Source organism: Shewanella decolorationis S12, assembly GCF_000485795.1.
GTDB classification, from domain to species: Bacteria; Pseudomonadota; Gammaproteobacteria; order Enterobacterales; family Shewanellaceae; genus Shewanella; species Shewanella decolorationis.
The window spans coordinates 134,096-159,045 of the sequence record NZ_AXZL01000071.1; the positions used below are offsets into that span (position 1 = coordinate 134,096).

Here is a 24,950-nt window from a genome sequence, read left to right on the forward strand (position 1 = left end):
AAAAAAAAAACCCCCTAAACCGCCATTAGTTTTCTCGCGAACTTTATTATGGCGGGTTTTGCGACGCAATTTGGGATGTTGATAGAACCCATAGCGGAGAAGTTTGCAGCCGATGTGAATGATGTGGCCTCAATCTTCTCCTTACTTAATGGTGGTGCATTGGCGGGGACCATTGCCGCCTTTTTCTTCATTGAAAAGTTGGGCATCAAGCGGATCACCTTACTCAGTTATAGTCTAGTTGCGCTTTCTGCGCTGGCATTACACCTTACCAGTTCGCTACAGCTAGTGATGCTGGCCATGACCTTAATTGGGTTCTGCGGCGGGATTGGTCTGTGTATCGCAGGCACCATTGTGGTGTCAGTATGGCAAGCCAAAATGCAGAGCACTATGTTAGTGGTGCAGGATGCGACCTTTAATGTTGCTGGGGTGGTGTTTCCGCTGATCACAACCTACGCCTTAACCAATGCCTTATCTTGGAGTTACAGTTACTTAGCCGTGGGTTTGGTTGCCTTAGGCACGGTGATTATTAGCTTATTCACCAATTTTTCTCTGTGCGAGCAATCATCGAATACGGAGGAGAAACAACAATCAGAGTGGAATTTCGGCATTATCAGCGGCGGTATCGGCTTATTTTTAGGCATGCTGGCACTGTATACCTTCCTCACGTGGGCGCCGTTATTTGTAAAACAAAAATTTGATATCCCATTTGAAGAGGCGGGCAATATCATTACCCAATACTGGTCGGCCGCGCTGATTGGTGCTTTGATTTCTACCTTAATCGTGACTCGGGTAAAAATTCATCATTTCTTAGTCGGTATTATTGGTTTAGCCATGGTGATCACCTTTGTGATTGTGACTACCGACAAGTTGAATTGGATTGCTTATTTAACCTACGGTTACGGCTTTGTCTGTGCGGCACTTTACAATGCGTTTATTGCCTATGGCGTGTCGTTTGTGAAGCAAGCCAGCAGCAAGAATGTCTCCTACATTTTGATCAGTGGCAGTACGGGCGCCATGTTTAGCCCTGCTATCAGTTCGTTCTTCGAACGTATTATCGGCTTACAAACCGTGATGTATGTGATCCCCGTGCTTTACGCCGCAATCTTTATGCTGCTGATTGCATCGAGCCGGATGAAACCTGCGATGTCTGCACAATCACTTTCGGCAAGTTAAGCTAAAGGCCCATACTTGGTTGTTATCTGCCGAGTATGGGGGTTGTCGAAGTGGGCTAAATGCCTGCTTCGACAAAAGCTTTAAGTGCATTCAGGTTTTTAATCCGAATTCCTTCTTTTTTACGCTCGATTAAATCGCGCTCTTCCAAATGTTGCAGTGCCCGTCGATAGACCCTGTCAGTTGTACCAAAACGTTCCGCCTCTAAATAACGCTTACTAAAACCATCGACGGGTAAATCGTTTAAATACTCATGGTAGATATCGAATGCCACGTTATAGCTGATGGGATAAAGCAGTCTGCGGGTAAAAATATCGACGGTATCTTGGTAATCAATCGCTATGGCACTGGCAAAAAACAGCGCCAGTTGTGGGTGTTGGCCGAGGGAATGTTGCAACTTTTCGGTGCTAATTAGCGAAATTTCCAAGGGCTCGTTGGCGATGATGTCGAGCTGACACTGGTATTGGGTAAAAAACTCCATCTCACCAAAGAGCTGCGAATCACAATCGATAGTCCCTAATTGGAAACAACGGCCATTTCTGGCGGTGTGCCCCAGTGATACGCGGCCTTGCTTGACCAACACCAATGAGGTTATGGCTTCACCTTGTGTCATCAGGTGAGCGCCTTTTTTGAGCATTTTGACTTCGCTGATACAGCTAAGAATCACAGCTTCAATAAGAGGATAGTCTTGTTCCCATCGCTGGCTATAACGTCCCTTGGCTAACGGTTTTAGCTGCATTGAGTTGACCCTTCTACCATACTTAAAATCGTCGCCTTCTATAGCATTAGAAAGCATATTGGGTCAAATCAGTCAAAGGAGAGAAGGGCGTCTGTATCGGCCGATTGTGAGCCGCCAGAGGTTTCAACCAAGGCATGAATGGCGTGAGCTAAGCGTCATTTACTGATGTGCAGTGACAAGAGTGTCTACTTTATGATTTTCGTCATGTATACTTAGCGCCGCCAAGGGGTGTTTGCCAACAAAGTGGCAGACTGAGATGTCATCAGACGAACCCTTAGAACCTGATCCGGCTAATACCGGCGTAGGAATGGGCCAATCAACAGCACACTTCTGAATCGCTTATTCGTTGCCGGATCTCAAACATGTATTTGAGGTCCTATGTCTAACAAAAAGTCTAACAAAAATTCTTCAATCTTCACCGTAGCCTTAACTCGTGCCCCCTTAGCGCTGGCCATTTCGGCTGCGTTAAGCACGGCCGCATGGGCGCAAACCGATGCTATCGATAAACCTGATCCCAGCAATGATATGGAAATCATGGTGGTGACGGCGGATTTTCGCAGTGCCAGCTTGGAAAAAATGCCATCGAGCATTACCGTTATCGATGCCCAGCAAATTCAAGATGAAAGTGCCCAGCACTTTGAAGATGTGATGAACTCCATCGCCAACTTTAACTGGTCGGGTGGCAGCTCACGTCCTAAGTATTTCCAGATCCGTGGCGTGGGGGAGCAGGAGCAATATCAGGGTGCACCTAACTCGTCTGTGGGTTATATCATTGATGATATTGATTTATCCGGTATCGGCATGGTGTCGAGCATGTACGATCTGCAGCAGGTCGAAGTGTTACGCGGCCCGCAGGGTACCCGCTATGGCGCCAATGCGTTAGCGGGTTTGATTTACCTTAAGAGTAACGACCCGACCGATGTGTTTGAACATGGCGTAGAGGTCTCTTTAGGTAATGACGATTTGCAAACCTTCAGTGGCTTTAGCTCTGGCCCCTTGAGCGATTCGGGCAAATTGTTATACCGCGTTTCGCTGCAGCAACATCAACAAAACGGTTATCGCGACAATCTCTATTTAAATAAAGAAGATACCAATGGTCGTGATGAATTTACTGGCCGCGCTAAATTACGCTGGTATGCCACCGACAATTTGCAACTCGATTTAACCCTGCTGCATGCCGATTTTGATAACGGCTACGATGCCTGGAGTTTAACCAACGATCCTAAACATACTATTTCGGATCAGCCGGGTGTCGATAGCCAGCGCACCACGGGCGCAGGATTTAAAGCTACTTACTCGGGCGCAGAGTCGTTTGAGTTGACCTCGCTGACTTCATTTGCCAATACCGATCACCATTACAGTTACGATGGCGATTGGGCTAACCCTGAGTATTGGGCCGCCAAGCAATGTGATATTTATGATGCGGATTGGAATTCAATCGGAAAGTTACCTTGTGTTTATGATGCAACATGGTCAAAAGTGGGGCAGAGAAAAACCTTTACACAAGAATTACGTCTTACTTCAAGTGATGCTGGAAGAATATTTAACGAGTCTACAGATTGGTTAATTGGCGTTTATTTTTCGAGTTTGCATGAAGATAACAGTCTGATCGACTATGCCAAATATAGTAATGGTGGTTTGAACCCCAGTTTTAAAGAAAGAACTAAATATTTAGACTCAACATATGATGCGCAAAATTACGCAATATTTGGTCAACTCGATATTGATATGAGTAATGATTATTTATTGTCACTTGGACTGAGGTTAGAGAATCGCTCGAGTGATTATAGCGATACAAATCTGGATAATTTTTCACCATCAGAAACAATGTGGGGTGGTCATCTTGCTTTAAGTAAAGCACTCAGTGAACAGCATAATGCTTACATTCGAGTTGCTAGAGGATATAAAGCGGGTGGTTTTAATATGACACTTCCTGCTGATTTCAGTGATAAAAAGGAGTTTAATACTGAAACTTTATATAACTATGAATTAGGTCTTAAATCCGCATGGTTATCAGGAGCGTTAAGTACAAATGTTGCTCTTTTTTATATGGATAGACAAGACCAACAAGTATCTGCATCTAAACAAAATCCTGAAGATTTAAGTGAGTTTATTCTTTTTATCGATAATGCCGGAAGTTCAAAAAACTATGGCTTAGAGATTGATGCTAATTGGTATATCGACAGTAATTGGCATTTATATTCTAGCGTTGGTTATTTAAATACCGCCTATGGTGATTATCAATACGAGGTGGCTGAAGACCAGTTTGTAGATTTAACGGGGCGCGATTTGGCCCATTCACCGCACTTAACCTATAGCCTAGGCGGCACCTATCGCGCGAATTCGGGTTGGTTTGCTAACTTGAATATGAGTGGTAAGAGCGAGTTTTACTACTCAGACAGTAACGACTCGCGCTCTGAGCCATATACTGTTGTGAATGCGCGTTTAGGTTATGAGGCGAGTGCTTGGTCGGCGTATTTATGGGGCCGCAACCTATTTGATGAAGAATATGGCGTTCGGGGCTTCTATTTTGGTAATGAGCCCGATAATGGCTGGGCGGAAAAACAATATATCCGCTACGGCGACCCTCGCCAAATTGGGGTGACACTAAACGTTAAGTTTATGTAATCCCAGAAGAATGAGACATCAGATGTCAGGCTGTGCTTGCTCATTGCGTCACCGCCTGACGATTGCATTATTAGCATTTGACCTAAGGAGTGAAGATGAAACTCACCGCCGAAATTAGCATGTATCCCTTTAATGAAAATTATCTCGACCCGATCAAATGGTTTATCCATCGCTTGGATAATTATCCAAGGATTCAACGTGTTACCAATGCCATGGCGACGCAAGTGTGTGGCGACTATCAAGATGTGATGGAAATGCTCGCGACCGAGATGCAAGCCGCCCATGAAAAATGGGGCAAAGCTGTGTTTGTATGTAAGTTTATTGGTGGTGAGCTGAATTTAGCCCACAGCGAGTAACGCCCTAAGTTAACTTGAACGCTAAAGCGAAGTGGTTCAAGCAAGCGATATTGAATGAGAGTAAGGCAATGACAGAATTATGGTTAACGCTGGTCAATAGTGTTAATGCTGCCCTAGGGGAAGTCCATGTGATGACCGCATGGGAAGCCTTAGCCGTGGTATTGGCCATGGCCTATTTGCTTCTGGCCATGAAGGCAAGCGTTTGGTGCTGGGCGGCGGCATTTACCAGCACGGCCATTTACACTGTCTTGTTTTGGAAAGTAGCACTGCTGATGGAGTCGGTGCTGAATATCTATTATATGGCCATGGCCCTCTATGGTTACTGGCTCTGGACCCAAGGTGGCGATAAGCATCAAGGGGTGAAAGTGACTACTTGGCCGCTGAAAACCCATTTAAAGTTGATTGTTGCGACGGGTATTGTTTCCCTTGGTGTTGGCCATGGGATGGCAACTTTTACCCAGGCTTCCTTTCCCTATCTCGATGCGGCCACTACTTGTTTTGCGGTGATGACGACCTATTTAGTCGCTAAAAAAGTGTTGGAGAATTGGCTGTATTGGGTGGTTATCGATCTGGTGTCGATTTACCTTTATCTCAGTAAGGGACTGATGCTGACTTCATTATTATTTGTGCTCTATGTTGGCCTGGCGGTTGTAGGCTATTTCCTGTGGCGCGCCGCCCTTGCCGATAGCCGCAATCCCCATCTGGAGTCGAGCGCTGCAAAGCTACTCGGCTAACGGTGGCAGATATCAACAGATGATGGCTAACACACAAGGGCTGCAAATGTTTCATAAGCTATTCAACATGATTGTTGTGGTAAGCCACTAATGCCGCCGCACATTGGGCAGGACAAGGATGCGTTGCTTGCGGTATTAGCACAGGCAGGGCTTACTGATATCACGCAAATTCAGCCCTTAGCGGATGGATTAAGTAACCACAACTACCATATCGAAACGCCGACGGCGCATTATGTCTTGCGTGAAAACGCCGATGCCGCCGACAGCTTTTGTTCGCGGGAGCAAGAGTTGTTCTATTGGCGCCATCTTGCCAAGGCAAAACTTGCCCCTGAGTTGCTGTGGGTGAGTGGCGATCAGCGTTATTACCTAAGCCAGTTTATCTTCGCGCAATCTCTCCCAAGCCTTCCTATAGCATCTCCATTCGCGCCGCTGATGGAGGATATTGAGGGCAGGGCAAATCTGCTTACCGAAAAGCGTATTGCCGCAAGAGGTATCGATACACTTGAGCAGCTCAAGGTGCAACGCGAGCCAACTATGGCATCAGGTTATCAAGAACTGAGCCAGCAAAATTTAAGCTTGCAAAACTTAAACTGGAACGAATTAAGCTGGAAAGATCTAGAGTCTCAATGCAGCGCGGCGACCTTTTGCCTAGGTGAAACGCTCATTGAGGCTTGGTTGCAATCTCATGCCGATATCAAGCTCGCAGCAGACCAGCAGGCTTGGTATCAGTCCGAACGACTCGTCTTATTGGAAGCCTTAACGCCGAATCGCGCCCACAGCCTGTTACTGCAATTGCTGCAACGGCTACGCGAGCAAGCGACTGGGCCGTATCATATCAGTATCACTGAGCAATGGCAGGAATATCACGGGCAGTTGTTAGCCTTTGCCGCAGTGGATATGGGCGAGGCGTGGCAGAGCCGATTGGCGCAATTACTCAGCATACAAACACAGATCCTTGATTGGACGGCGACCTTAGCCGATTGTTTAGTCGCGCCGCAGTTTTGCCATCGCGACTTAAATCCCCATAATCTGCTGCTAAAAGATAACCAGTTGTATTGCATTGACTTTGAGTATGCGACCGCCTCTCATCCTCTGTGTGAACTGGCCGTTGTGCTCGCAACTCACCAATTAACGCCTGCGCAGCGGTATCTATTAGTGCGGCAGTATCTGGCTGAACACCCCGGCTTAACCTCGGATGCCATCAAGGCGATACCTGCAGCCATCGAGATGTATTGGGTGTTTGCTGTGTATTGGGCATTATTGATGGCGGCGCACACCCGTGGTGAGCGGCAGCAGGAATACTTCGACTGGTTCGATCATTTCTGGCCACTTATCAGCCACACGTCTTAAGCCTTTTGTTTCTCACTGCCTCTGTTTGGTTATGGTTGTTGTGTTAAAAAAATAAACTTTCTATTAACCTCAGTGTCATAGGATGACCAAGGCTGAACGGATGCAAATTGATGAAAAAAGCTGTGTTGTTAGTGGTGTTGCTATTTGGCTTAACGGCCTGCTCGACCAAATTTAGTTATCATTTTCTCGACTGGGCCATAGGTTGGGAGTTGGATGACTATGTCAGCCTTGATAAAAACCAACAGAAGGTCGTCGATGGGCTTATCGACAAGTTTGTGCTTTGGCACCAATCCGAAGAACTCGGCCATTATGTGGCGCAGCTAACCGAAGTTGAGCAGCAGATCCAAACCAATACCTTAACTCCCGCATTGTGGGCCGAGCATGTCACGCTCGCCAAACGGCATTGGTTTCGGTTATTTGAGTTTGCACTGCCGGAAATGTTGCCGATTATCTCATCGTTAACCGATGAACAGGTGAAGCAAATTCTTACCCAGTCGCGAAAAGACGAGCAGGAATTGATTAAGGAGTTTGCCGGTAAAACCCCCGAGCAGTTACAGCAGGAGGCCGATGAAAATCTTATCGAGCAATTTGATGACTGGCTGGGTAGCGTAACGGATGAGCAAAAAACGCTTATTCATCAATATAATCAACAGCGACTGTCGACTTTAGATATGTGGCTCGATTACCGCCACGAATGGTTACGTCAATTTGAAGTTGCCCTTGGACAGCGCAGCGATATTCCGTTGCTGACCGAGCGATTGACCCTGCTGATGACGCGCCCTGATGAGCTTAAGTCGGAAAAATATCGCGCCATTTTAAGGCAAAACACCGAAGCATTCGGCGGCTTGTTACTCACTATCAATGCCAGTCTGTCAGCGAAGCAGTCCAAGCATTTTTATAAAAAGCTGAACAAGCTTATTCAAGATCTGCGTGAACTAAATCAAGAGGGAATTGAAAAATTGGCAAAAGCCGCGAAAGATTAATCCCGAAGCCAAGGTCTATTGGGCAACTCCATCTAATTTAGAGATTGCCCATGTTGCTTGTTAACCTTTATCAAAAATTCCTCAATGTGAGCCGTTATGGTGATGGCCTTGCCCCCTTAGCCCTTAGGCTTTATCTCGCGCCAGTGCTATTGCAGGCTGGCTATAACAAACTCGCACACTTTGAAGACACTGTGGCTTGGTTTGCTAATCCCGACTGGGGACTGGGTTTACCTATGCCGACATTAATGGCGGCGCTGGCGGCGGGCACTGAGTTTTTTGGTGCATGTTTATTACTCGTTGGCTTAGCAACGCGGCTGATCTCTATCCCTTTGATGATAACCATGCTGGTGGCAGCATTCACAGTACATTGGCCCAATGGTTGGCTGGCGATTGCCGATGGCAGTTCGTGGCTCGCCAATGAGCGGGTGCTTGAGGCGGGTGATAAGCTGGATAAGGCCAAATCCCTGTTGCAGGAATACGGCAATTACGATTGGTTAACCAGCTCGGGTAACTTGGTGGTGCTTAATAATGGTATTGAGTTCGCAGCGACCTATTTCATTATGCTGCTGGCACTTTTGAGCTTGGGAGGTGGGCGTTATACCAGTCTCGATTACTTTATCGCTAAGCGTTATGGCGTAAAGTAAGCCAAGTGACTTTGCTTGCAACATTTTCAATCCCACTTTTGCGTGGGATTTTTTGTACCTCTTTAGCCGCAATTTGCTATGCTTGTGCCAATTTATACGCAACCATTTTTAAGAACAGGAATAATCACTTGGACGCTATCGAACTTTTACTCACCCGCCAATCCACCCCAAGATTAACCGCGCCAGCGCCAAACGAGGGCGAGCTTAAAATTATTTTAGATGCGGCGATTCGAGTGCCGGATCATGGCGCCTTAGCACCGTGGGAATTTATTATTGCCACAGGCCAAGGGTTAGACACCTTAGCGGATATCTATGTCAACGCGGCCAAAGCCAGCGGCGCCGATGAAGATTTCATCAATAAAGCCAAAGGGATGCCGATGCGCGCTCCTATGGTGATTACGGTTGTGGCGAAAACCCTACCACACCCTAAAGTGCCTGTGCTTGAGCAGCAAATCGCAGCGGGCTGCGCCACTATGGCGATGCAGCAAGCGGCATTCGCGCTCGGGTTAGGCGCGGTGTGGCGCACCGGGGATTTTGCCTTCGACGCCAATGTGAATGCGGCATTAGGCTTAGCGCCAGAGGATCAAATCGTTGGCTTTTTATATGTGGGCACCCCAGCGGTAGCTGCACCGAAAAAGCTGCAAAAGGATGGCAGCCAGTACGCCCGCTACCTATAACCTGGTTTATCCCCTTTGAATGGGAGGCTCAGTATGCAACTACTCAGTATGCAAGTTGCCCAAACCCCAAGATTGCTGCTGCGGCAGTTAACGCCCTATGATGCGTCATTTATTTTGGTATTACTCAACACCCAAGGATTTATCGACAATATCGGCGATAAGGGCGTGCGTAGTTTGCAGGATGCCAAGGACTATATCGCCAATGGGCCAGCGATTAGCTATCGCGAACATGGTTTTGGCTTGTTTGCCGTGGTGCTGGCCGAAAATGGCTTTCCGATTGGCATTTGCGGCCTGATCAAACGGCCGACGCTGGCGGATGTGGACTTAGGTTATGCCTTTTTGCCGCAGTATTGGGGCAAAGGTTATGCGTTTGAAGCCGCTAAAGCCTCACTGGAGTTCGGTAAAACCTTAGGGATTGAACGGATTGTCGCGATAGTGAGCCCGCATAATCAGGCCTCTAAGTCGCTGCTGAATAAATTAGGCATGTCGTTTGAAACCCAGTTGCAGTTAACTCCAAATGATCCGCCAGTTGAATTATTTTCCTGATAAATTCTAATCACATAAATAATAAAGCCCCAACATTGGGGCTTTATTATTCCATGGTTTCTCTGTCGCTAAACGTTACTTTTTACTGAAACACTATCGCTGGAATGGATATACGCTCCCGAGTTTCATAATTTGAGTGAGCTCGTCTAGCGCGGTGCGTGATTCGATAACGAGTTGTGGATCGGCTAAATCCTGAGTTGATAAACGGTCGCGATAGTGTTTATCCACCCAAGCGTTTAAACGTGCAAATAAAGCATCGTTAAGTAAAGTGTGTTGATTTACTGCGGCAACTTCGCGCTCATTCATGGCAACCCGTAAACGCAAGCAGGCCGGTCCTCCACCATTTTGCATACTTTGTTTCACATCGAAATACAGCACTTGTTTGATGGGGGTATTTAACGTGAGTAGCTCATTTAAATACGCATAAACGGCCGGATTCTCTTGGCAGTCCGTAGGGGCTATGATGGCCATTTCGCCCGAGGGAAGGGTGATTATCTGGGTATTAAATAGATAACTCTTTACCGCATCGTTAATTGCCACTTTGGCGGTTGGAACCTCGATAAAGAATAATTCGGTGTCGAGTTTTCGTCTTATTTCATCCAATTTTGCCTGTGTATTCAAGAATGCTTGCTCATGGTAAAACAGCACATTTTGGTTACCCACGGCAATTACATCATTGTGGAATACCCCTTGGTCAATCACGTCGGGATTTTGCTGAATAAAAACACAATTATCTTCCTCAAGTTGATGCAATCTTGCTATCGCCATCGACGCTTCGAGGGTTTGTCTTGCGGGATATTTTTGTGGTCTTGGCGCATTAGGATTGGTGGCCTCTTGACCGTAAACAAACAGCTCTACCCCAGCATGACCATATTCTTGGCACAGGCGAGTGTGGTTCGCCGCGCCCTCATCACCGAAGCTATTATGCTCAGGTAAATGATTATGGTGATGAAAATAGTGGGGATCATTGAAAGTTGCTGTTAAGATGCGCCCCGTTGTGACGGGTTCGATGCTGCGATGTAACTTATCAACGAGGTTCGCGGGGGTAAAATGCAGCTTACCATCACGGGTGTCGGCACTGGGAGACACGGTTGCCGCATTGGCCGTCCACATGCTTGATGCACTGCAACAGGCATTGAGTAGTGCAGGGGCAGTTTTAGCGGCTTGTTGTAAAACTTGGGTATTGCTGCCTGAAAAACCAATTCGGCGTAGCGTATTAAGATCGGGGCGCTCTTGTGGCGCTAACATGCCTTGGATCATCCCTAAATCAGCGAGTGCTTTGGCTTTTTGCAAACCTTGTTTAGCGGCGGCTTTAGGATTTGAGACTAAAGCGGCGTTATTGAGTGAGGCCACATTGCCAAAAGACAAACCGGCATAATTGTGGGTTGGCCCAACGAGTCCGTCGAAATTCGCTTCAAAGTGCTTCATTGCTTATCCTTGTGATAGGGAAGGTTATTATTTATTCAAATGGTCCCTGAAGCGACCCAGTATACTGAAGGTTTTTGTGGGCACAAGCGCACGGTTTTGTGCTCAAAGCGACTTTTTCGCGATAAATGCATAACTATTTCTTGCTTGCTGGCAAATAATGAAATATTAGTTTTTAATTACGCAATATTATTTTTTTACATTTTTTCAACTTTGATTAAAAAGTGACTCGCTGGTACATGTAAAAGAGGGATTAGCTTGAAACTCTCCATGCAACCCTCTATATATGGAGCCAATTTCCACCTTCTTGAGATTTTTTGGCGCAAATCAAACTATGGGTAAATCGCTAGTTATTGTCGAATCACCGGCCAAAGCTAAGACTATTAATAAATATCTTGGCAAAGAATTCATCGTTAAATCGAGCGTAGGTCATATTCGTGATCTGCCTACATCTTCTGTATCTGATGGCTCAGAAAAGGTTAAATCCGCCGCAGAAGTGAAAAAGATGTCGCCAGAAGAAAAGGCGCGATACAAAAAGGTGAAAGAACATCAAGCGCTGGTATCGCGTATGGGCGTTAACCCTGAAAAGGGCTGGGCGGCTAAATATCAGATCCTACCGGGTAAAGAGAAAGTCGTTAAAGAGCTGCAAGCCTTAGCCGATTCTGCTGACCAAATCTATCTCGCAACGGACTTAGACCGTGAAGGGGAAGCCATCGCCTGGCATTTGCAAGAGGTGATAGGTGGCGATCCTTCACGGTATCAACGTGTTGTGTTTAACGAGATCACCAAATCTGCGATTCAAGAAGCCTTTAGTAAACCTTCTGCTCTTGATACCAATATGGTCAATGCCCAGCAGGCACGGCGATTTTTAGACCGTGTCGTCGGCTTTATGGTGTCGCCTCTGTTGTGGAAAAAGGTTGCCCGAGGTTTATCAGCCGGACGAGTTCAATCCGTGGCAGTGCGCCTCGTGGTGGAACGTGAAAGTGAAATCAAAGCCTTCGTACCCGAAGAGTTTTGGGATGTGCATGCACAGCTTAATACGCCTGCGAGCGAAGCGCTGCGCATGGAAGTGGTTAAGTACTTAGACTCAGCCTTTGAGCCAACAAACGAGCAGCAAGCGTTAGCCGCCGTCCAAGCTTTATCTTCAGCCAGCTTTAAAGTGATCGCTCGTGAAGATAAAGCGACCCAGAGTAAACCTTCGGCTCCTTTTATTACCTCGACTCTGCAACAAGCTGCCAGTACTCGTTTAGGCTTTGGGGTGAAGAAAACCATGATGATGGCACAGCGCTTGTACGAAGCGGGTCACATCACTTATATGCGTACCGATTCGACAAACTTAAGCCAAGAAGCCTTAGACAGCGTGCGTGAGATGATCGGCAAGGAATACGGCGCCAAGTATTTACCTGCCGAACCTATTCGCTACGGCTCTAAGGAGGGCGCACAAGAGGCGCACGAAGCGATTCGTCCTTCAAACGTGCATGTAGAAGCTGCAGCATTAACCGATATGGAGCGTGATGCGCAGCGCCTTTACGAGTTGATTTGGCGTCAGTTTGTCTCCTGTCAGATGACACCTGCCCAATACGATGCGACTAAACTCACGGTGAAGGCGGGTGACTACGAGCTGAAAGCAACGGGGCGTATCCTGCGCTTTGACGGTTGGACTCGTGTGCAAACCGCATTGAAAAAGAAAAATGAAGAAGACAATACATTGCCTTCGGTGAACGAAGGGGATGTACTGTCTCTAGTCGAATTAGAACCTAAGCAACACTTTACCAAGCCGCCTGCCAGATACAGCGAAGCCTCATTGGTAAAAGAATTAGAGAAGCGTGGTATTGGTCGTCCTTCAACCTACGCCACTATTATTTCGACGATTCAAGAACGGGGTTATGTCAAAGTTGAAAACCGCCGTTTCTACGCTGAGAAAATGGGCGAGATTGTCAGTGAGCGTTTAGTCGGTAGTTTTGCCGAGCTGATGAGCTACGACTTTACCGCCAGCATGGAACAGACCCTCGACGATGTTGCCAGCGGAGAGCTGGATTGGAAAAAAGTCCTCGATGGTTTCTATGCCGACTTCACTAAACAACTCGAGAAGGCGGAATTGTCACCAGAAGAAGGCGGTATGCGCCTTAATCAAATGGTGATGACCAATATTAAATGTCCGACTTGCGGTCGCCAAATGGGGATCCGAACCGGTACAACTGGTGTATTCCTTGGTTGTTCGGGTTACGAGTTGCCACCAAAAGAGCGCTGCAAAACCACCATGAACCTAACGCCTGGCATTGAAGCGATTAGCGACAGTGAGGACGCCGAAACTGATGCGCTACGCGCCAAACATCGCTGCGGTATTTGTGGTACGGCGATGGACAGCTACCTAATCGACGAAAAGCGCAAACTGCATGTTTGCGGTAATAACCCCATCTGTGAGGGTTACGAGGTCGAAGAAGGACAATTTAAGATCAAAGGTTACGAAGGTCCACTAATCGAATGTGACCGCTGTGGCCACGATATGGAATTGAAAAACGGTCGTTTTGGTAAGTATTTCGGCTGTACTAACGAGGAATGTAAGAATACTCGTAAGTTACTGAAAAATGGCGAAGCGGCGCCACCAAAAGAAGATCCTATTTATCTGCCAGAGTTGAAATGTAGCAAGTCTGATGCGCATTTTGTGCTGCGTGACGGTGCAGCGGGGATTTTCTTAGCGGCCAGTACTTTCCCTAAATCTCGGGAAACCCGTGCGCCACTCGTTGAAGAGTTAGTGAAATATCGCGAGCTGTTGTGGCCAAAATATCAGTATCTTGCTGATGCTCCCATCGCCGATGATGAGGGAAATAAAGCCGCGGTTAAGTTTAGCCGTAAGACCAAAGAGCAATATGTGGCGACCGAAGTTGACGGTAAAGCCACGGGTTGGTCGGCCCATTATGTGAATGGTAAATGGGTAACTGAATCGGCGGCGAAGAAGGCTAAGAAATAAGCGCTGTCACTTGGCTGTTTGCAGATGGGCTCGCTGTAAAGTGAGCCCATTTTGTTATTTGGGGTCTCGCAAAACGAGGGATTAGGTGTTGTGATATATTTGTTCGTTTAGGCATGCTTATGCTCACGAAACGCGTAATGTTACTTGGTATTCTACTCACATAACAAGCGATGCATATGGTAAGCAACAAGGGCTTACCAAACTGACTTTGTGACAGTGTTTGACTAGGTTTATGTTTTGCTCTCGTCCGTTTAATCAGAATAACGACACTGCACGACTTCGCTGTTAATAAACACCAGCCCAATTGAATAAAGCCCCAAACTAACAGTAATGGCAATTGAGTGAAATGCGCTATACAGACAAGTTTTAGACACAAAAAAGCCAAATCATTGATTTGGCTTTTAGGTTTATAAATGTCATTTGGTTGAACGATTGATCACCATTTCTTCTTAGGTTGAAATAACATATCAATATCGTCTTCTTCATTCTTGGGTTTAGGTGCACTCGGGGCTGAGAGCTTTTGTGCGCCCATAATTTCATCTAATAATGTTTTTGCCTCATCAACCTTGCGGGCAATAAAAGGATCATTAGGAGTTTGTGCTTTAATGGCATGTAATGTCGCTAATGCTTTAGTGACCATTTGTTTTGAAGATCCGTATTGCTTCATAAAGCTCGCTGCACGGGCACGAGACAGCATTGAGTCAACGTTAATTCTAAGTTGTAAACTATCGATACGATTCTCTTCTTGACCAAATATGGCAGGGTCGACTCTGCCCTTATTATGCTCAGCGCGCAAAATGGCTTTTAATTTTTTTAACGTTTGAACCAGCACTAAAATTTGTTTGTCATTATCAGGCAACCTAAAATTCTCAATAGGAGGCACTTGGGGCGGATTAGCTTGCAATGTGTCAATTTGATTTTTGAGATCGGCGAGTCGGCGTTGATAATCAGCTTGCTGTTGGCTGGTACTCAGTGTTGTAGCTATTTCTAGAGCATCTTGGACGCGGCGGTATAGCACTAACATAATATGTGTGCTGCAAGGTATCATTCCTGTATTGGATAGTACGGTTTCGGTTTCATCCAGAATGGCCCTTTGACGAGCAAACTCTACGCGACGTTCAGCCTCTGCACGTTCTTTTTGTTGCTGAATAACGTTAATTCCGATAACAAGCAGTAAAAGTGCACCGATGAGGATCAGAACCAAGGTGAATGTCATAGCTGTTCCATTATTTATCTAATTAGGGTAATGCTACAATAAATCAATAAACTAGCATAGATATCTTAGCCTAGGTTATCATTTCTGTCGTATGAAACTTAAGACTTGTGCTCTATATTCCTATTTGCTTTAATTTTTACTATATACTATAACGATTGATTATAGCTGAGACTGAGTTGTGCCATTTTCGCCAATCACTTTCAGCCTGTTTGAGACAAGGAAATAAGATGAAACTGCAACAGCTCAGGTATATTGCTGAGGTCGTCAAGCATAACCTTAACGTATCGGCCACCGCGGAAAATTTATATACCTCACAACCTGGGATCAGTAAGCAAGTTCGCATGTTGGAAGATGAGTTGGGTATCCAGATTTTTGGACGCAGTGGTAAGCATTTGACCCATGTGACACCCGCCGGGCAGCAGGTGATTAATATCGCCAACGATATCTTAGGCAAAGTCGAAAGCATAAAAAAAGTTTCCGAAGAATATACTAAGCCCGATCAAGGCGAGTTGAATATCGCCACCACGGATACACAGGCGCGTTATGCGTTACCCCATATTATTCGCCAATTTATCGACCGCTATCCTAAAGTCAACTTACATATGCACCAAGGCACGCCGTCGCAGATCAGTGAGCAAGCGGCTCGTGGTGATGCTGATTTTGCGATTGCGACGGAAGCAATGCATTTGTATTCCGATTTGATCATGTTGCCTTGCTACCATTGGAATCGCTCGGTTGTGGTGCCTAAAGACCATCCGTTAGCAACACGTAGCCATATCAGTATTGAAGATTTAGCCCGTTTCCCATTGGTTACCTATGTGTTTGGTTTTGACCGCGCATCGGAGATTGAAAAAGCATTTAACCGCGCCAACCTCGAGCCGCGGGTGGTCTTTAGTGCAACCAGCGCCGATGTGCTGAAAACCTACGTGCGTTTGGGCTTAGGGGTTGGGGTGATAGCTTCAATGGCGATTGACCCAAATATTGATAAAGATTTAGTCGCCATCGATGCGGGTCATTTATTTGCCCACAGTACGACTAAGATTGGTTTTAGAAAGGGTAGTTTCTTACGTAGTTATATGTATGATTTTATTCAACACTTTGCGCCGCATTTAACCCGTGATGTGGTTGAAAAGGCGGTGGCATTACGTGATCAGCAATTGATTGATGAAATGTTTGCCGATAAAAATCTGCCAATGCGTTGATTCTGAATATATTAAATAAAAAATGCCGCAATAAGTGCGGCATTTTTTATGCGAAATTGACAACGGTCATACTCGAATTAAGTTAAATCCACTTTATCCATTTCAAGCTGACCTAAGGCAATTACAGCTTGAGTACGATTGCGTACGCCCAGTTTTCTAAAAATCGCGGTGGCATGGGCTTTGATGGTTGCCTCTGAAACACCTAAGTCATAGGCGATTTGTTTGTTAAGCAAACCTTCGGCAAACATTTGCAATACTTTGTATTGCTGTGGTGTTAGATCCGACAGCTTACTCGCCATCTTATCAGTGCTATCGTCTTCAATCGGGATAATTTCTGCATCTTTTGGCAGCCATATATCGCCAAACAACACGGCGGTTAAGGCTTCTTTCAAGGTTTCCATAGATGCCGATTTAGGTATAAAACCACTGCCACCATAATGGATTGCGCGGCTAATGGTATTGATATCCTCATGGGCTGAAATGACCACCACTGGCAGTTCCGGATAGTGGGAGCGCAGGTGGATAAGCGTCGAATAGCCATGGGAGCCTGGCATTTGCAGATCCAGCAAAACCAAATCGTAACTCACAGTTTGTGAATCTAACACTGACTGCAACGCATCGGCACTGTCGGCCTCATACCATTGGGTGTGCTCAAAGGCGCTACTGAGGGCTTGACGTAGTGCATTTCGAAACAATGGATGGTCATCGGCAATAATTATATTTAAGTTTTCTAGCTTCATGGCTTTGTTGGTTATGTTCGTGGCACGTGAAGATTAAACCCAATGTAACAGAAAAGTAATCGAGGATCCTATTGGTTTATGCAGTAAGATTGACAAAATTTTTATATGTTTCTGGTTGTTATACTTTTGTCTATCAAAAGTGGGCAGGATATTCACATAAAAATAAGCCCCAAAACCAAGGGGTTTAAGGGCTAGAGTGCGTTATCTTGGCTGACTAAATCTTATTCAGCGGTCCACACCTGAGTTGGGTGGCGTTGTTCGTCAACCGCAACAAAGGTGAATACGCCGCGGATCGCATGCTCGCGATGATCTTGATACATGTCTTCGACGAAAATATTCACTTCCACCTTTAACGAGGTATTACCCACATGGATCACGCGGGCGATGAGTTCGGCTAAGGTGCCGGCTGGAATAGGTTTTTTAAAGTCGATTCTATCGGAGCTGACGGTCACTAAGGTTTTACGGCAAAAGCGAGTCGCGGCAATAAAGGCGGTTTCATCCATCCAGGCTAATGCTTCGCCACCGAATAAGGTGTTGTGGTGATTGGTGATAGAAGGGAATACCGCCTTGATCACCCGCGCTTCGGATTGATTGATCCGCTGTTCAATGGCGTCAGAAAAGGCGGGGCGGCTAGAGTCGAGCGAGTTTGGCATACGGCAACCTGAGGTTATGCATTTTTGAAGAGGCGCAATTATAGTGAGTTTTCAATTTAAATGGTAGAAAACGCCTATATCCTTAGGTATTAAGGTAAAACGAAAAGAAAAAAGGCTTCCAGTGGAAGCCTTTTGCCGTGGGTCATCGACTTATTTGCCGAGAAGTTCACGTCTATCGCGGGAGGCTTTGGCCAGATCGCGCAGTAATTTCTCCGAGTCATCCCAATGTAGGCAAGCATCTGTGATGCTTTGGCCGTAGCATAAAGGTTGACCTTCAACCACCTTTTGATTGCCTTCCTGTAAGAAACTTTCGGCCATCACCCCGGCAATCGCCGTGCTGCCCGCGCGCATTTGCGCCATGATATTGTCGGCAACGACTAACTGCTTCAAGTGATTCTTTTCGCTATTGCCATGGCTAAAATCAACCACCATTCGCGGTGTTACATCGACAGACTCAAGTTTTAATCTAGCTTCTTCAATGTCTTGCTCAAAGTAATTTGGCTTTTTACCGCCACGTAAAATGATATGTCCGAAAGGATTACCATGGGTGCGATAGACAGACATGGCGCCATCTTTATCCGGTGAATAGAAGATATGTGGCACTTTTGCTGCGCGCACCGCATCGACGGCGATATTAATATTGCCATCGGTACCGTTTTTAAAGCCCACGGGGCAGGAGAGCGCCGAAGCCATTTCACGGTGGACTTGGCTTTCGGTAGTGCGGGCACCTATAGCGCCCCAAGTGATTAAGTCGGCAATATATTGACCGTTCACCATATCCAAAAATTCGGTGGCAATGGGTAATTTCAACTCTGTAATTTGCTGCAATAATTCGCGGGCAATACGTAATCCTTTATTTGGCTCGAAGCTGCCGTCCAAATCAGGATCGGAGATTAACCCCTTCCAACCAACGATAGTGCGTGGCTTTTCAAAATACACACGCATTAAAATGCAGAGATCGTCTTTTAACTCTTGGTGCAATACGGCTAAACGGCGAGCGTAGTCGAGGGCGGCTTGCGTATCGTGGATAGAACAAGGACCAATAATTACCAGCAGGCGTTGGTCTTCGCCCATAATGATGGCTTCAACTTCACGACGTTGCTGAACGAGGTAATCGGCTGCATCTTGGGTTAACGGGTACTCAGATGCCAGTTGTGCAGGTGAGATGACTTTAGCTAATAAGGAAGTGCGTAATTCGTCTGTTTTAATGGTCATTCAAAATACCGAGCTTGCGTGCGGCGCTTTTCGCCAGATTGCCTCGGATTATAACGAATCGAACAGCATTGCACAGTGCCAATTGTGTTAATTGTCGGCAACTGTGCAATGAATTTGATTTAAGTTAGACCTATTTAGCCTAAATCGAGGGACTCGATTGCCTCGTTCGAAATCATCAAGATTAGAACATATGACGTTCTAACCCGGTGACATCTAAAATCTTAGTAGCGATTTCTTCGACCGAGTGGTTGGTGGTGTCGATATAAGGAATACGCTCACGTTTAAACATCATCTCGACTTCTTTTACCTCTAAACGACACTGCTTTAAAGACGAGTAGCGGCTGTTTTCCATGCGGCTTTGGCGGATTTCATGTAAGCGCACCGGATCGATGGTTAAGCCGAACAACTTCTTCTTATTGCGCTTTAACGCTTCGGGCAGTTTCAGGTTATCCATATCATCTTCGGTGAACGGATAGTTAGCTGCTTTAATGCCAAATTGCATCGATAAATAGAGGCTAGACGGGGTTTTACCGCAGCGAGACACGCCAAGCAGGATCAAATCGGCCTGATCCATATGTTTCATGGTTTGGCCATCATCATTATCCATCGCAAAATTGATAGCATCGATTCGGGCTTCATAGCCATGATTGGCTTTTCCGTGGGTGCGATGTAACACCGGAGAGGCGCTAACGCCTAAATGTTGTTCAAGTGGTGCAACGAAGGTGTTTAAAAAATCGTAATCTATGCCTTCACTCGAATAAATAATGTCTCGAATTTCAGGTTTTACGATCGAATGGAACACTAATGGCCGTTCGCCTGTTGTAATAAAACAATCATTAATTTGCCGTTTAACGTTTTCAGCTTTTGCTAATGTTTCAACAAATGGAATTGTAAGTGACTCAAATTCTAATGGAAATTGCGAGAGAACTGCATGCCCAAAAACCTCAGCTGTGATCGCCGTCCCGTCGGAGATGTAAAATACCTTTGGTGCCATACTGACCTCTTGTAGTAATAAAATTACAAATAAAATTATAGATTTACGCTGCTTCAGCGGGAGTGTAAAATGCCGCTGCCCTCGTGTGAAGGGGCCACTGAAATAAACTTGCGGAGATAGAACTGTGCAGCAATACGTACTCTGGTATCAGGAATTAGGCATGGGTGACGTCAACTTAGTTGGCGGTAAAAATGCTTCTCTTGGCGAGATGATCAGCAATCTAGCTAATGCCGGTGTTCAAGTACCTGGCGGATTTGCGACTACTTCTTATGCGTTCAATGAGTTCCTTGAACAAAGTGGAGTAAACCAGAAGATTTATGACATCCTAGCAACATTGGATGTAGATGATGTCAATGCGCTGGCACAAGTAGGTGCACAGATCAGACAATGGGTTATCGATACCCCGTTCCAACCAGCTCTCGAGCAAGCGATTCGTGAAGCTTACGACAAACTTGCCGCTGAAACGAGCGATGCATCATTCGCAGTGCGTTCTTCTGCTACCGCAGAGGACATGCCAGATGCTTCTTTTGCTGGTCAGCAAGAAACCTTCTTAAACGTGAAAGGATTTGACTCAGTACTCGTGGCGATTAAGCACGTGTTCGCGTCACTCTTTAACGACCGTGCAATTTCATACCGTGTTCACCAAGGTTATGAGCACCACGGTGTTGCCCTGTCTGCCGGCGTACAACGCATGGTTCGTTCAGACAAAGCTGCATCAGGCGTGATGTTCACCATGGACACTGAATCAGGCAACAACGATGTAGTGTTTATCACTTCATCTTTCGGTCTGGGTGAAATGGTTGTTCAAGGTGCGGTAAACCCTGACGAATTCTATGTTCACAAACCCATCCTTACTCAAGGCCATAAAGCCGTTGTTCGCCGTAATATCGGTAGCAAGCTCATCCAGATGGTGTATTCCGATGATGCTTCTCACGGCAAACAAGTGAAAATTGAAGACGTAGCTGCTGAAAAACGTCGTCAATTCTCCATCAACGACGCCGAAGTGATGGAATTGGCTAAACAAGCTATGGTTATCGAAAAACACTACGGTCGTCCAATGGACATCGAGTGGGCAAAAGACGGTAACGATGGCAAACTCTATATCGTTCAAGCGCGTCCAGAAACGGTTCGTAGCCGTGAAGACGTACAATTAATTGAACGTTACCACTTAAAGAGCCGTGGCGCGGTGATCTCTGAAGGTCGTGCTATCGGTCATAAAGTCGGTTCTGGTGTGGCTAAGGTATTAACCTCTATCGCGGATATGGATCAAATCCAACCTGGCGATGTGTTAGTAACCGACATGACTGACCCAGATTGGGAACCTATCATGAAGCGCGCTAGCGCCATCGTGACTAACCGTGGCGGCCGTACCTGTCACGCGGCGATTATTGCCCGTGAATTAGGTGTACCTGCGGTAGTAGGTTGTGGTGACGTGACCGACCGTATCAAGAATGGTCAGTTAGTGACTGTTTCTTGCGCCGAAGGAGACACTGGTTACATCTACGAAGGTAAGCAAGAGTTCGAAGTGGTGTCTAACCGCGTTGACGCTCTGCCTGCATTACCGATGAAAATCATGATGAACGTGGGTAACCCAGATCGCGCCTTTGACTTCGCTCGTTTACCAAACGAAGGTGTGGGTCTAGCGCGTTTAGAATTCATCATCAACCGCATGATCGGTATTCACCCGAAAGCGCTGCTTGAATTCAACCAACAAGACGCTGCGCTGCAGGAAGAAATCAACGAGATGATCGCAGGTTACGACTCTCCAGTTGAGTTCTATATTGCCCGCTTAGTCGAAGGTATCGCCTCAATCGGTTCTGCTTTCTATCCGAAGAAAGTGATCGTACGTATGTCAGACTTCAAGTCTAACGAATACGCGAACTTAGTCGGTGGTGACCGTTACGAGCCAGAGGAAGAAAACCCAATGCTCGGCTTCCGTGGTGCAAGCCGTTATATCTCCGAATCATTCCGCGATTGTTTCGCGTTAGAATGTGAAGCGATTAAGCGCGTGCGTAACGAAATGGGTCTGAAAAACGTTGAAGTGATGATCCCATTCGTCCGTACCGTGAAAGAAGCCGAGCAAGTGATTGAACTGCTGAAAGAGCAGGGCTTAGAGCGTGGTAAAGATGGTCTACGCGTCATCATGATGTGTGAAGTACCGTCAAACGCGCTGTTAGCGGACCAATTCCTTGAGCACTTCGATGGTTTCTCTATCGGCTCAAACGACTTAACTCAGCTATCACTCGGTCTTGACCGTGACTCAGGCATCATCAGCCACCTGTTCGATGAGCGTAACGAAGCCGTTAAGATCCTGCTGTCTATGGCCATTAAAGCGGCTAAGGCGAAAGGCGCTTACATCGGTATCTGTGGTCAAGGACCTTCAGATCACGCTGATTTCGCGGCTTGGTTAGTTGAACAAGGCATCGATACCGTATCGTTAAACCCTGATACAGTGATTGATACTTGGTTATATTTAGCCGAAGCGCACGCTTGATCTCGGTTGTAATTTTATAAAGGTGTTAAAAAAGCCGCTTTTTAGCGGCTTTTTTTTGTTTATAATGGGCCGCATAACAATAATTGACTGAAGCCGCTCATGTTACCTCTGTTATCACACCAACAAACCTTAGAACCTGTGTATCTGGCTTATCTTGATGCTTTAGAACAAAGCGCCTACGCCGGTGATATCGATAAACGCTACAGTGCGCGCCTCGTGCAAGCTACGGATAACTCCGTCTATCAATTTTTGCCCCAGGCGGTGCTTTATCCTAAGCATCAAAAAGATATTCAAATTGCCTTGTCGCTGGCGGCAAAAGCAGAATTTGTCGATGTGACTTTTAGTGCCAGAGGCGGCGGTACGGGCACCAATGGCCAATCGCTGACCCACGGTTTGATCCTCGATGTGTCTCGCTACATGAATCGCGTATTGGAAGTGAACCCTGAGCAGGGTTGGGTACGCGTCGAGGCGGGTGTAGTCAAAGATGCGCTAAACGATGCACTGCGTCCCCATGGTTATTTTTTCAGTCCCGATCTATCAACCTCAAACCGTGCCACCATTGGCGGCATGATTAATACCGATGCCTCGGGCGCGGGATCCTTAGTTTACGGTAAAACCTCAGACCACGTGTTGGCGCTGCGCAGTGTCTTGATTGATGGCAGCGTGTTAGATACTCACCCCCTCGATGCGGGTCTGCTATGTAACCCCGATAACGTGAGCGATAATCCGCTCGGGCAAAAACTGATTTCGGCGATTGCAAAAGTGTGCCGCGAGAAGCGTGCGCTGATCGAACAACAATTCCCTAAGCTCAATCGTTTTTTAACCGGATATGACTTAAAGAATGTTTGGAACAACGGCTTAACCCAGTTCGATCTCTCGCGCATTCTAACGGGTTCTGAAGGCACGCTGGCGGTGATCACCGAGGCGAAACTCAATATCACGCCACTGCCGAGTGAGCGGGCGATGGTGAACATTAAGTACGATTCCTTCCAGTCTGCATTGCGCCATGCGCCATCTTTAGTTGCGGCGCGGGCCACTGTGGTCGAAACCGTGGACTCAAAAGTGCTTAACCTTGCCCGCGAGGACATAGTTTGGCATTCGGTTTCTGACCTTATTCAAGAAGTGCCGGGTAAAGTGATCGATGGCTTAAATATGGTCGAGTTTGCTGGCGACGCCGCAGAGGTGAGTGAAAAGCTTGCGGCACTCGAAGCCGTGCTGGCCGAACAAATCAGCCGTGGTGAGTGTGGTGTGGTCGGTTATCAAGTTACTCAAGATAAGGCTAGCATTGAGAAAATCTACGGCATGCGTAAAAAAGCCGTGGGCCTACTCGGTGCTACCAAGGGTCGTCGTAAACCCATTGCATTTGCTGAAGATACCGCCGTGCCGCCCGAAATGCTCGCCGATTATATTATGGAGTTTCGCGCACTACTCGATAGCCATAATTTGCAATACGGCATGTTTGGCCATGTGGATGCGGGCGTGTTGCACGTGCGGCCCGCGCTGGATATGTGCGATGTCGAAGATGAAAAGCTGCTGAGGGTGATTTCTGATCAAGTCGCGGCGCTGACACTCAAATATGGCGGCCTGATGTGGGGCGAGCACGGTAAGGGCGTGCGCGGCGAATATGGTCCATCGGTATTTGGTGACGAGCTTTATGGTGTACTGCAAGACATTAAAGGCCTATTTGACCCTGATAATCGACTCAACCCAGGTAAGTTAGTGGCGCCCAAGCAAGCCGGTGGCCTGTGTTTTGATGTGGACAGTACCAAGCGCGGCAAGTTTGACCGGCAAATTCCGGTCGAAGTGCGCGATGCCTATCCCGATGTGATGAATTGTAACGGTAATGGCCTGTGCTTTAACTACAGCAGTTTCTCACCAATGTGTCCGTCATTTAAAGTGACTGGGGACAGAGTTCAGTCGCCCAAAGGTCGCGCGGGCTTAATGCGTGAGTGGCTGCGTTTACTTGAATCCGAAGGCGTCGATGTCAATGCGTTGGCCAGAGCCAAACCCTTAGGCATTTTGCAGCGCATGCAAAATACCATCAATGCGAAGCGCGATTACGATTATTCCCACGAAGTGATGGAGTCGCTGAAGGGATGTTTGGCCTGTAAAGCTTGCTCAAGCCAATGTCCTGTGAAAGTGGATGTGCCTAAATTTAGGGCGCAGTTCTTTAATATTTACTATCAACGTTACCTGCGTCCGGCTAAAGATTA

At 46.7% G+C, this 24,950-nt stretch carries 20 protein-coding genes and 1 riboswitch; of the genes, 13 read left to right on the top strand and 7 right to left on the bottom strand.

Annotated elements, in window-relative coordinates; translation table 11 throughout:
- The first annotated feature begins 24 nt into the window (after window positions 1-24).
- Window positions 25-1,173: an MFS transporter TsgA gene (tsgA, locus tag SHD_RS15015; RefSeq protein WP_039978499.1), complete on the top strand. Its 1,149-nt coding sequence runs from the start codon at window positions 25-27 to the stop codon at window positions 1,171-1,173.
- 55 nt (window positions 1,174-1,228) lie between these two features.
- On the opposite strand, the gene SHD_RS15020 is transcribed toward tsgA, so the two are convergent.
- A complete protein-coding gene (locus SHD_RS15020; RefSeq protein WP_039978500.1) occupies window positions 1,229-1,909 on the bottom strand; it encodes a Crp/Fnr family transcriptional regulator in 681 nt (226 codons plus the stop codon).
- Window positions 1,910-2,123: 214 nt separating this feature from the next.
- Window positions 2,124-2,234: riboswitch (TPP riboswitch) on the top strand.
- A gap of 53 nt (window positions 2,235-2,287) precedes the next feature.
- Here SHD_RS15020 and SHD_RS15025 point away from each other — a divergent pair.
- From SHD_RS15025 to SHD_RS15060, 8 genes are all read left to right on the top strand, one after another.
- Window positions 2,288-4,537: a TonB-dependent receptor gene (locus tag SHD_RS15025; RefSeq protein ID WP_023267891.1), complete on the top strand. Its 2,250-nt coding sequence runs from the start codon at window positions 2,288-2,290 to the stop codon at window positions 4,535-4,537.
- Between the two features lie 95 nt (window positions 4,538-4,632).
- Window positions 4,633-4,893 carry a YkoF family thiamine/hydroxymethylpyrimidine-binding protein gene (locus SHD_RS15030; protein ID WP_023267892.1) on the top strand — a complete coding sequence of 87 codons (261 nt, stop codon included), beginning with the start codon at window positions 4,633-4,635 and terminating at the stop codon, window positions 4,891-4,893.
- A 68-nt stretch (window positions 4,894-4,961) separates the two neighbouring features.
- A complete protein-coding gene (pnuC, locus tag SHD_RS15035) occupies window positions 4,962-5,627 on the top strand; it encodes a nicotinamide riboside transporter PnuC (protein ID WP_039978502.1) in 666 nt (221 codons plus the stop codon).
- A gap of 90 nt (window positions 5,628-5,717) precedes the next feature.
- Complete coding sequence (locus SHD_RS15040) at window positions 5,718-6,977, top strand: phosphotransferase (RefSeq protein ID WP_023267894.1); 1,260 nt, start codon at window positions 5,718-5,720, stop codon at window positions 6,975-6,977.
- A 110-nt stretch (window positions 6,978-7,087) separates the two neighbouring features.
- Window positions 7,088-7,960 (top strand): DUF6279 family lipoprotein, encoded by an 873-nt coding sequence (locus SHD_RS15045; protein ID WP_023267895.1) that lies wholly within the window; start codon window positions 7,088-7,090, stop codon window positions 7,958-7,960.
- A gap of 50 nt (window positions 7,961-8,010) precedes the next feature.
- Entirely contained in the window at window positions 8,011-8,604 is a 594-nt protein-coding gene (locus SHD_RS15050; protein WP_023267896.1) for an HvfX family Cu-binding RiPP maturation protein, read from the top strand.
- 128 nt (window positions 8,605-8,732) lie between these two features.
- Window positions 8,733-9,281 carry an NAD(P)H nitroreductase gene (locus SHD_RS15055; protein ID WP_039978504.1) on the top strand — a complete coding sequence of 183 codons (549 nt, stop codon included), beginning with the start codon at window positions 8,733-8,735 and terminating at the stop codon, window positions 9,279-9,281.
- A gap of 48 nt (window positions 9,282-9,329) precedes the next feature.
- Window positions 9,330-9,827, top strand: a complete 498-nt coding sequence (locus SHD_RS15060) for a GNAT family N-acetyltransferase (protein WP_023267898.1) — start codon at window positions 9,330-9,332, stop codon at window positions 9,825-9,827.
- A 93-nt stretch (window positions 9,828-9,920) separates the two neighbouring features.
- Here the strand turns inward: SHD_RS15060 and astB are convergent, their stop codons facing one another.
- The gene (astB, locus tag SHD_RS15065) at window positions 9,921-11,255 is read right to left on the bottom strand and encodes an N-succinylarginine dihydrolase (RefSeq protein WP_023267899.1); all 1,335 of its coding nucleotides are present in this window, start codon (window positions 11,253-11,255) and stop codon (window positions 9,921-9,923) included.
- Between the two features lie 331 nt (window positions 11,256-11,586).
- Here astB and topA point away from each other — a divergent pair, with 331 nt between their 5' ends.
- Complete coding sequence (topA, locus tag SHD_RS15070; RefSeq protein WP_039978511.1) at window positions 11,587-14,223, top strand: type I DNA topoisomerase; 2,637 nt, start codon at window positions 11,587-11,589, stop codon at window positions 14,221-14,223.
- A 436-nt stretch (window positions 14,224-14,659) separates the two neighbouring features.
- On the opposite strand, the gene zomB is transcribed toward topA, so the two are convergent.
- Entirely contained in the window at window positions 14,660-15,439 is a 780-nt protein-coding gene (gene zomB, locus SHD_RS15075) for a flagellar motor control protein ZomB (RefSeq protein WP_023267901.1), read from the bottom strand.
- Between the two features lie 227 nt (window positions 15,440-15,666).
- Here zomB and cysB point away from each other — a divergent pair, with 227 nt between their 5' ends.
- A complete protein-coding gene (gene cysB / locus SHD_RS15080; RefSeq protein WP_023267902.1) occupies window positions 15,667-16,641 on the top strand; it encodes an HTH-type transcriptional regulator CysB in 975 nt (324 codons plus the stop codon).
- A 77-nt stretch (window positions 16,642-16,718) separates the two neighbouring features.
- Here the strand turns inward: cysB and SHD_RS15085 are convergent, their stop codons facing one another.
- The 4 genes from SHD_RS15085 to ppsR all read right to left on the bottom strand — a co-directional run bounded on the left by SHD_RS15085 (window position 16,719) and on the right by ppsR (window position 20,243).
- On the bottom strand, window positions 16,719-17,381 hold the full coding sequence (locus SHD_RS15085) for a response regulator transcription factor (protein ID WP_023267903.1): 663 nt from the start codon (window positions 17,379-17,381) through the stop codon (window positions 16,719-16,721).
- 221 nt (window positions 17,382-17,602) lie between these two features.
- Window positions 17,603-18,034 carry an acyl-CoA thioesterase gene (locus tag SHD_RS15090; protein ID WP_011622369.1) on the bottom strand — a complete coding sequence of 144 codons (432 nt, stop codon included), beginning with the start codon at window positions 18,032-18,034 and terminating at the stop codon, window positions 17,603-17,605.
- 150 nt (window positions 18,035-18,184) lie between these two features.
- The gene (locus SHD_RS15095) at window positions 18,185-19,249 is read right to left on the bottom strand and encodes a 3-deoxy-7-phosphoheptulonate synthase (RefSeq protein ID WP_023267904.1); all 1,065 of its coding nucleotides are present in this window, start codon (window positions 19,247-19,249) and stop codon (window positions 18,185-18,187) included.
- A gap of 181 nt (window positions 19,250-19,430) precedes the next feature.
- On the bottom strand, window positions 19,431-20,243 hold the full coding sequence (ppsR, locus tag SHD_RS15100) for a posphoenolpyruvate synthetase regulatory kinase/phosphorylase PpsR (protein WP_023267905.1): 813 nt from the start codon (window positions 20,241-20,243) through the stop codon (window positions 19,431-19,433).
- 124 nt (window positions 20,244-20,367) lie between these two features.
- Between ppsR and ppsA the strand changes: the two genes are divergently transcribed.
- Together ppsA and SHD_RS15110 are read left to right on the top strand one after the other, a co-directional pair.
- The gene (gene ppsA / locus SHD_RS15105) at window positions 20,368-22,737 is read left to right on the top strand and encodes a phosphoenolpyruvate synthase (RefSeq protein WP_023267906.1); all 2,370 of its coding nucleotides are present in this window, start codon (window positions 20,368-20,370) and stop codon (window positions 22,735-22,737) included.
- Window positions 22,738-22,836: 99 nt separating this feature from the next.
- Window positions 22,837-24,950: FAD-binding and (Fe-S)-binding domain-containing protein (locus SHD_RS15110; RefSeq protein WP_023267907.1), on the top strand; the 2,114-nt coding region annotated here is incomplete at its 3' end.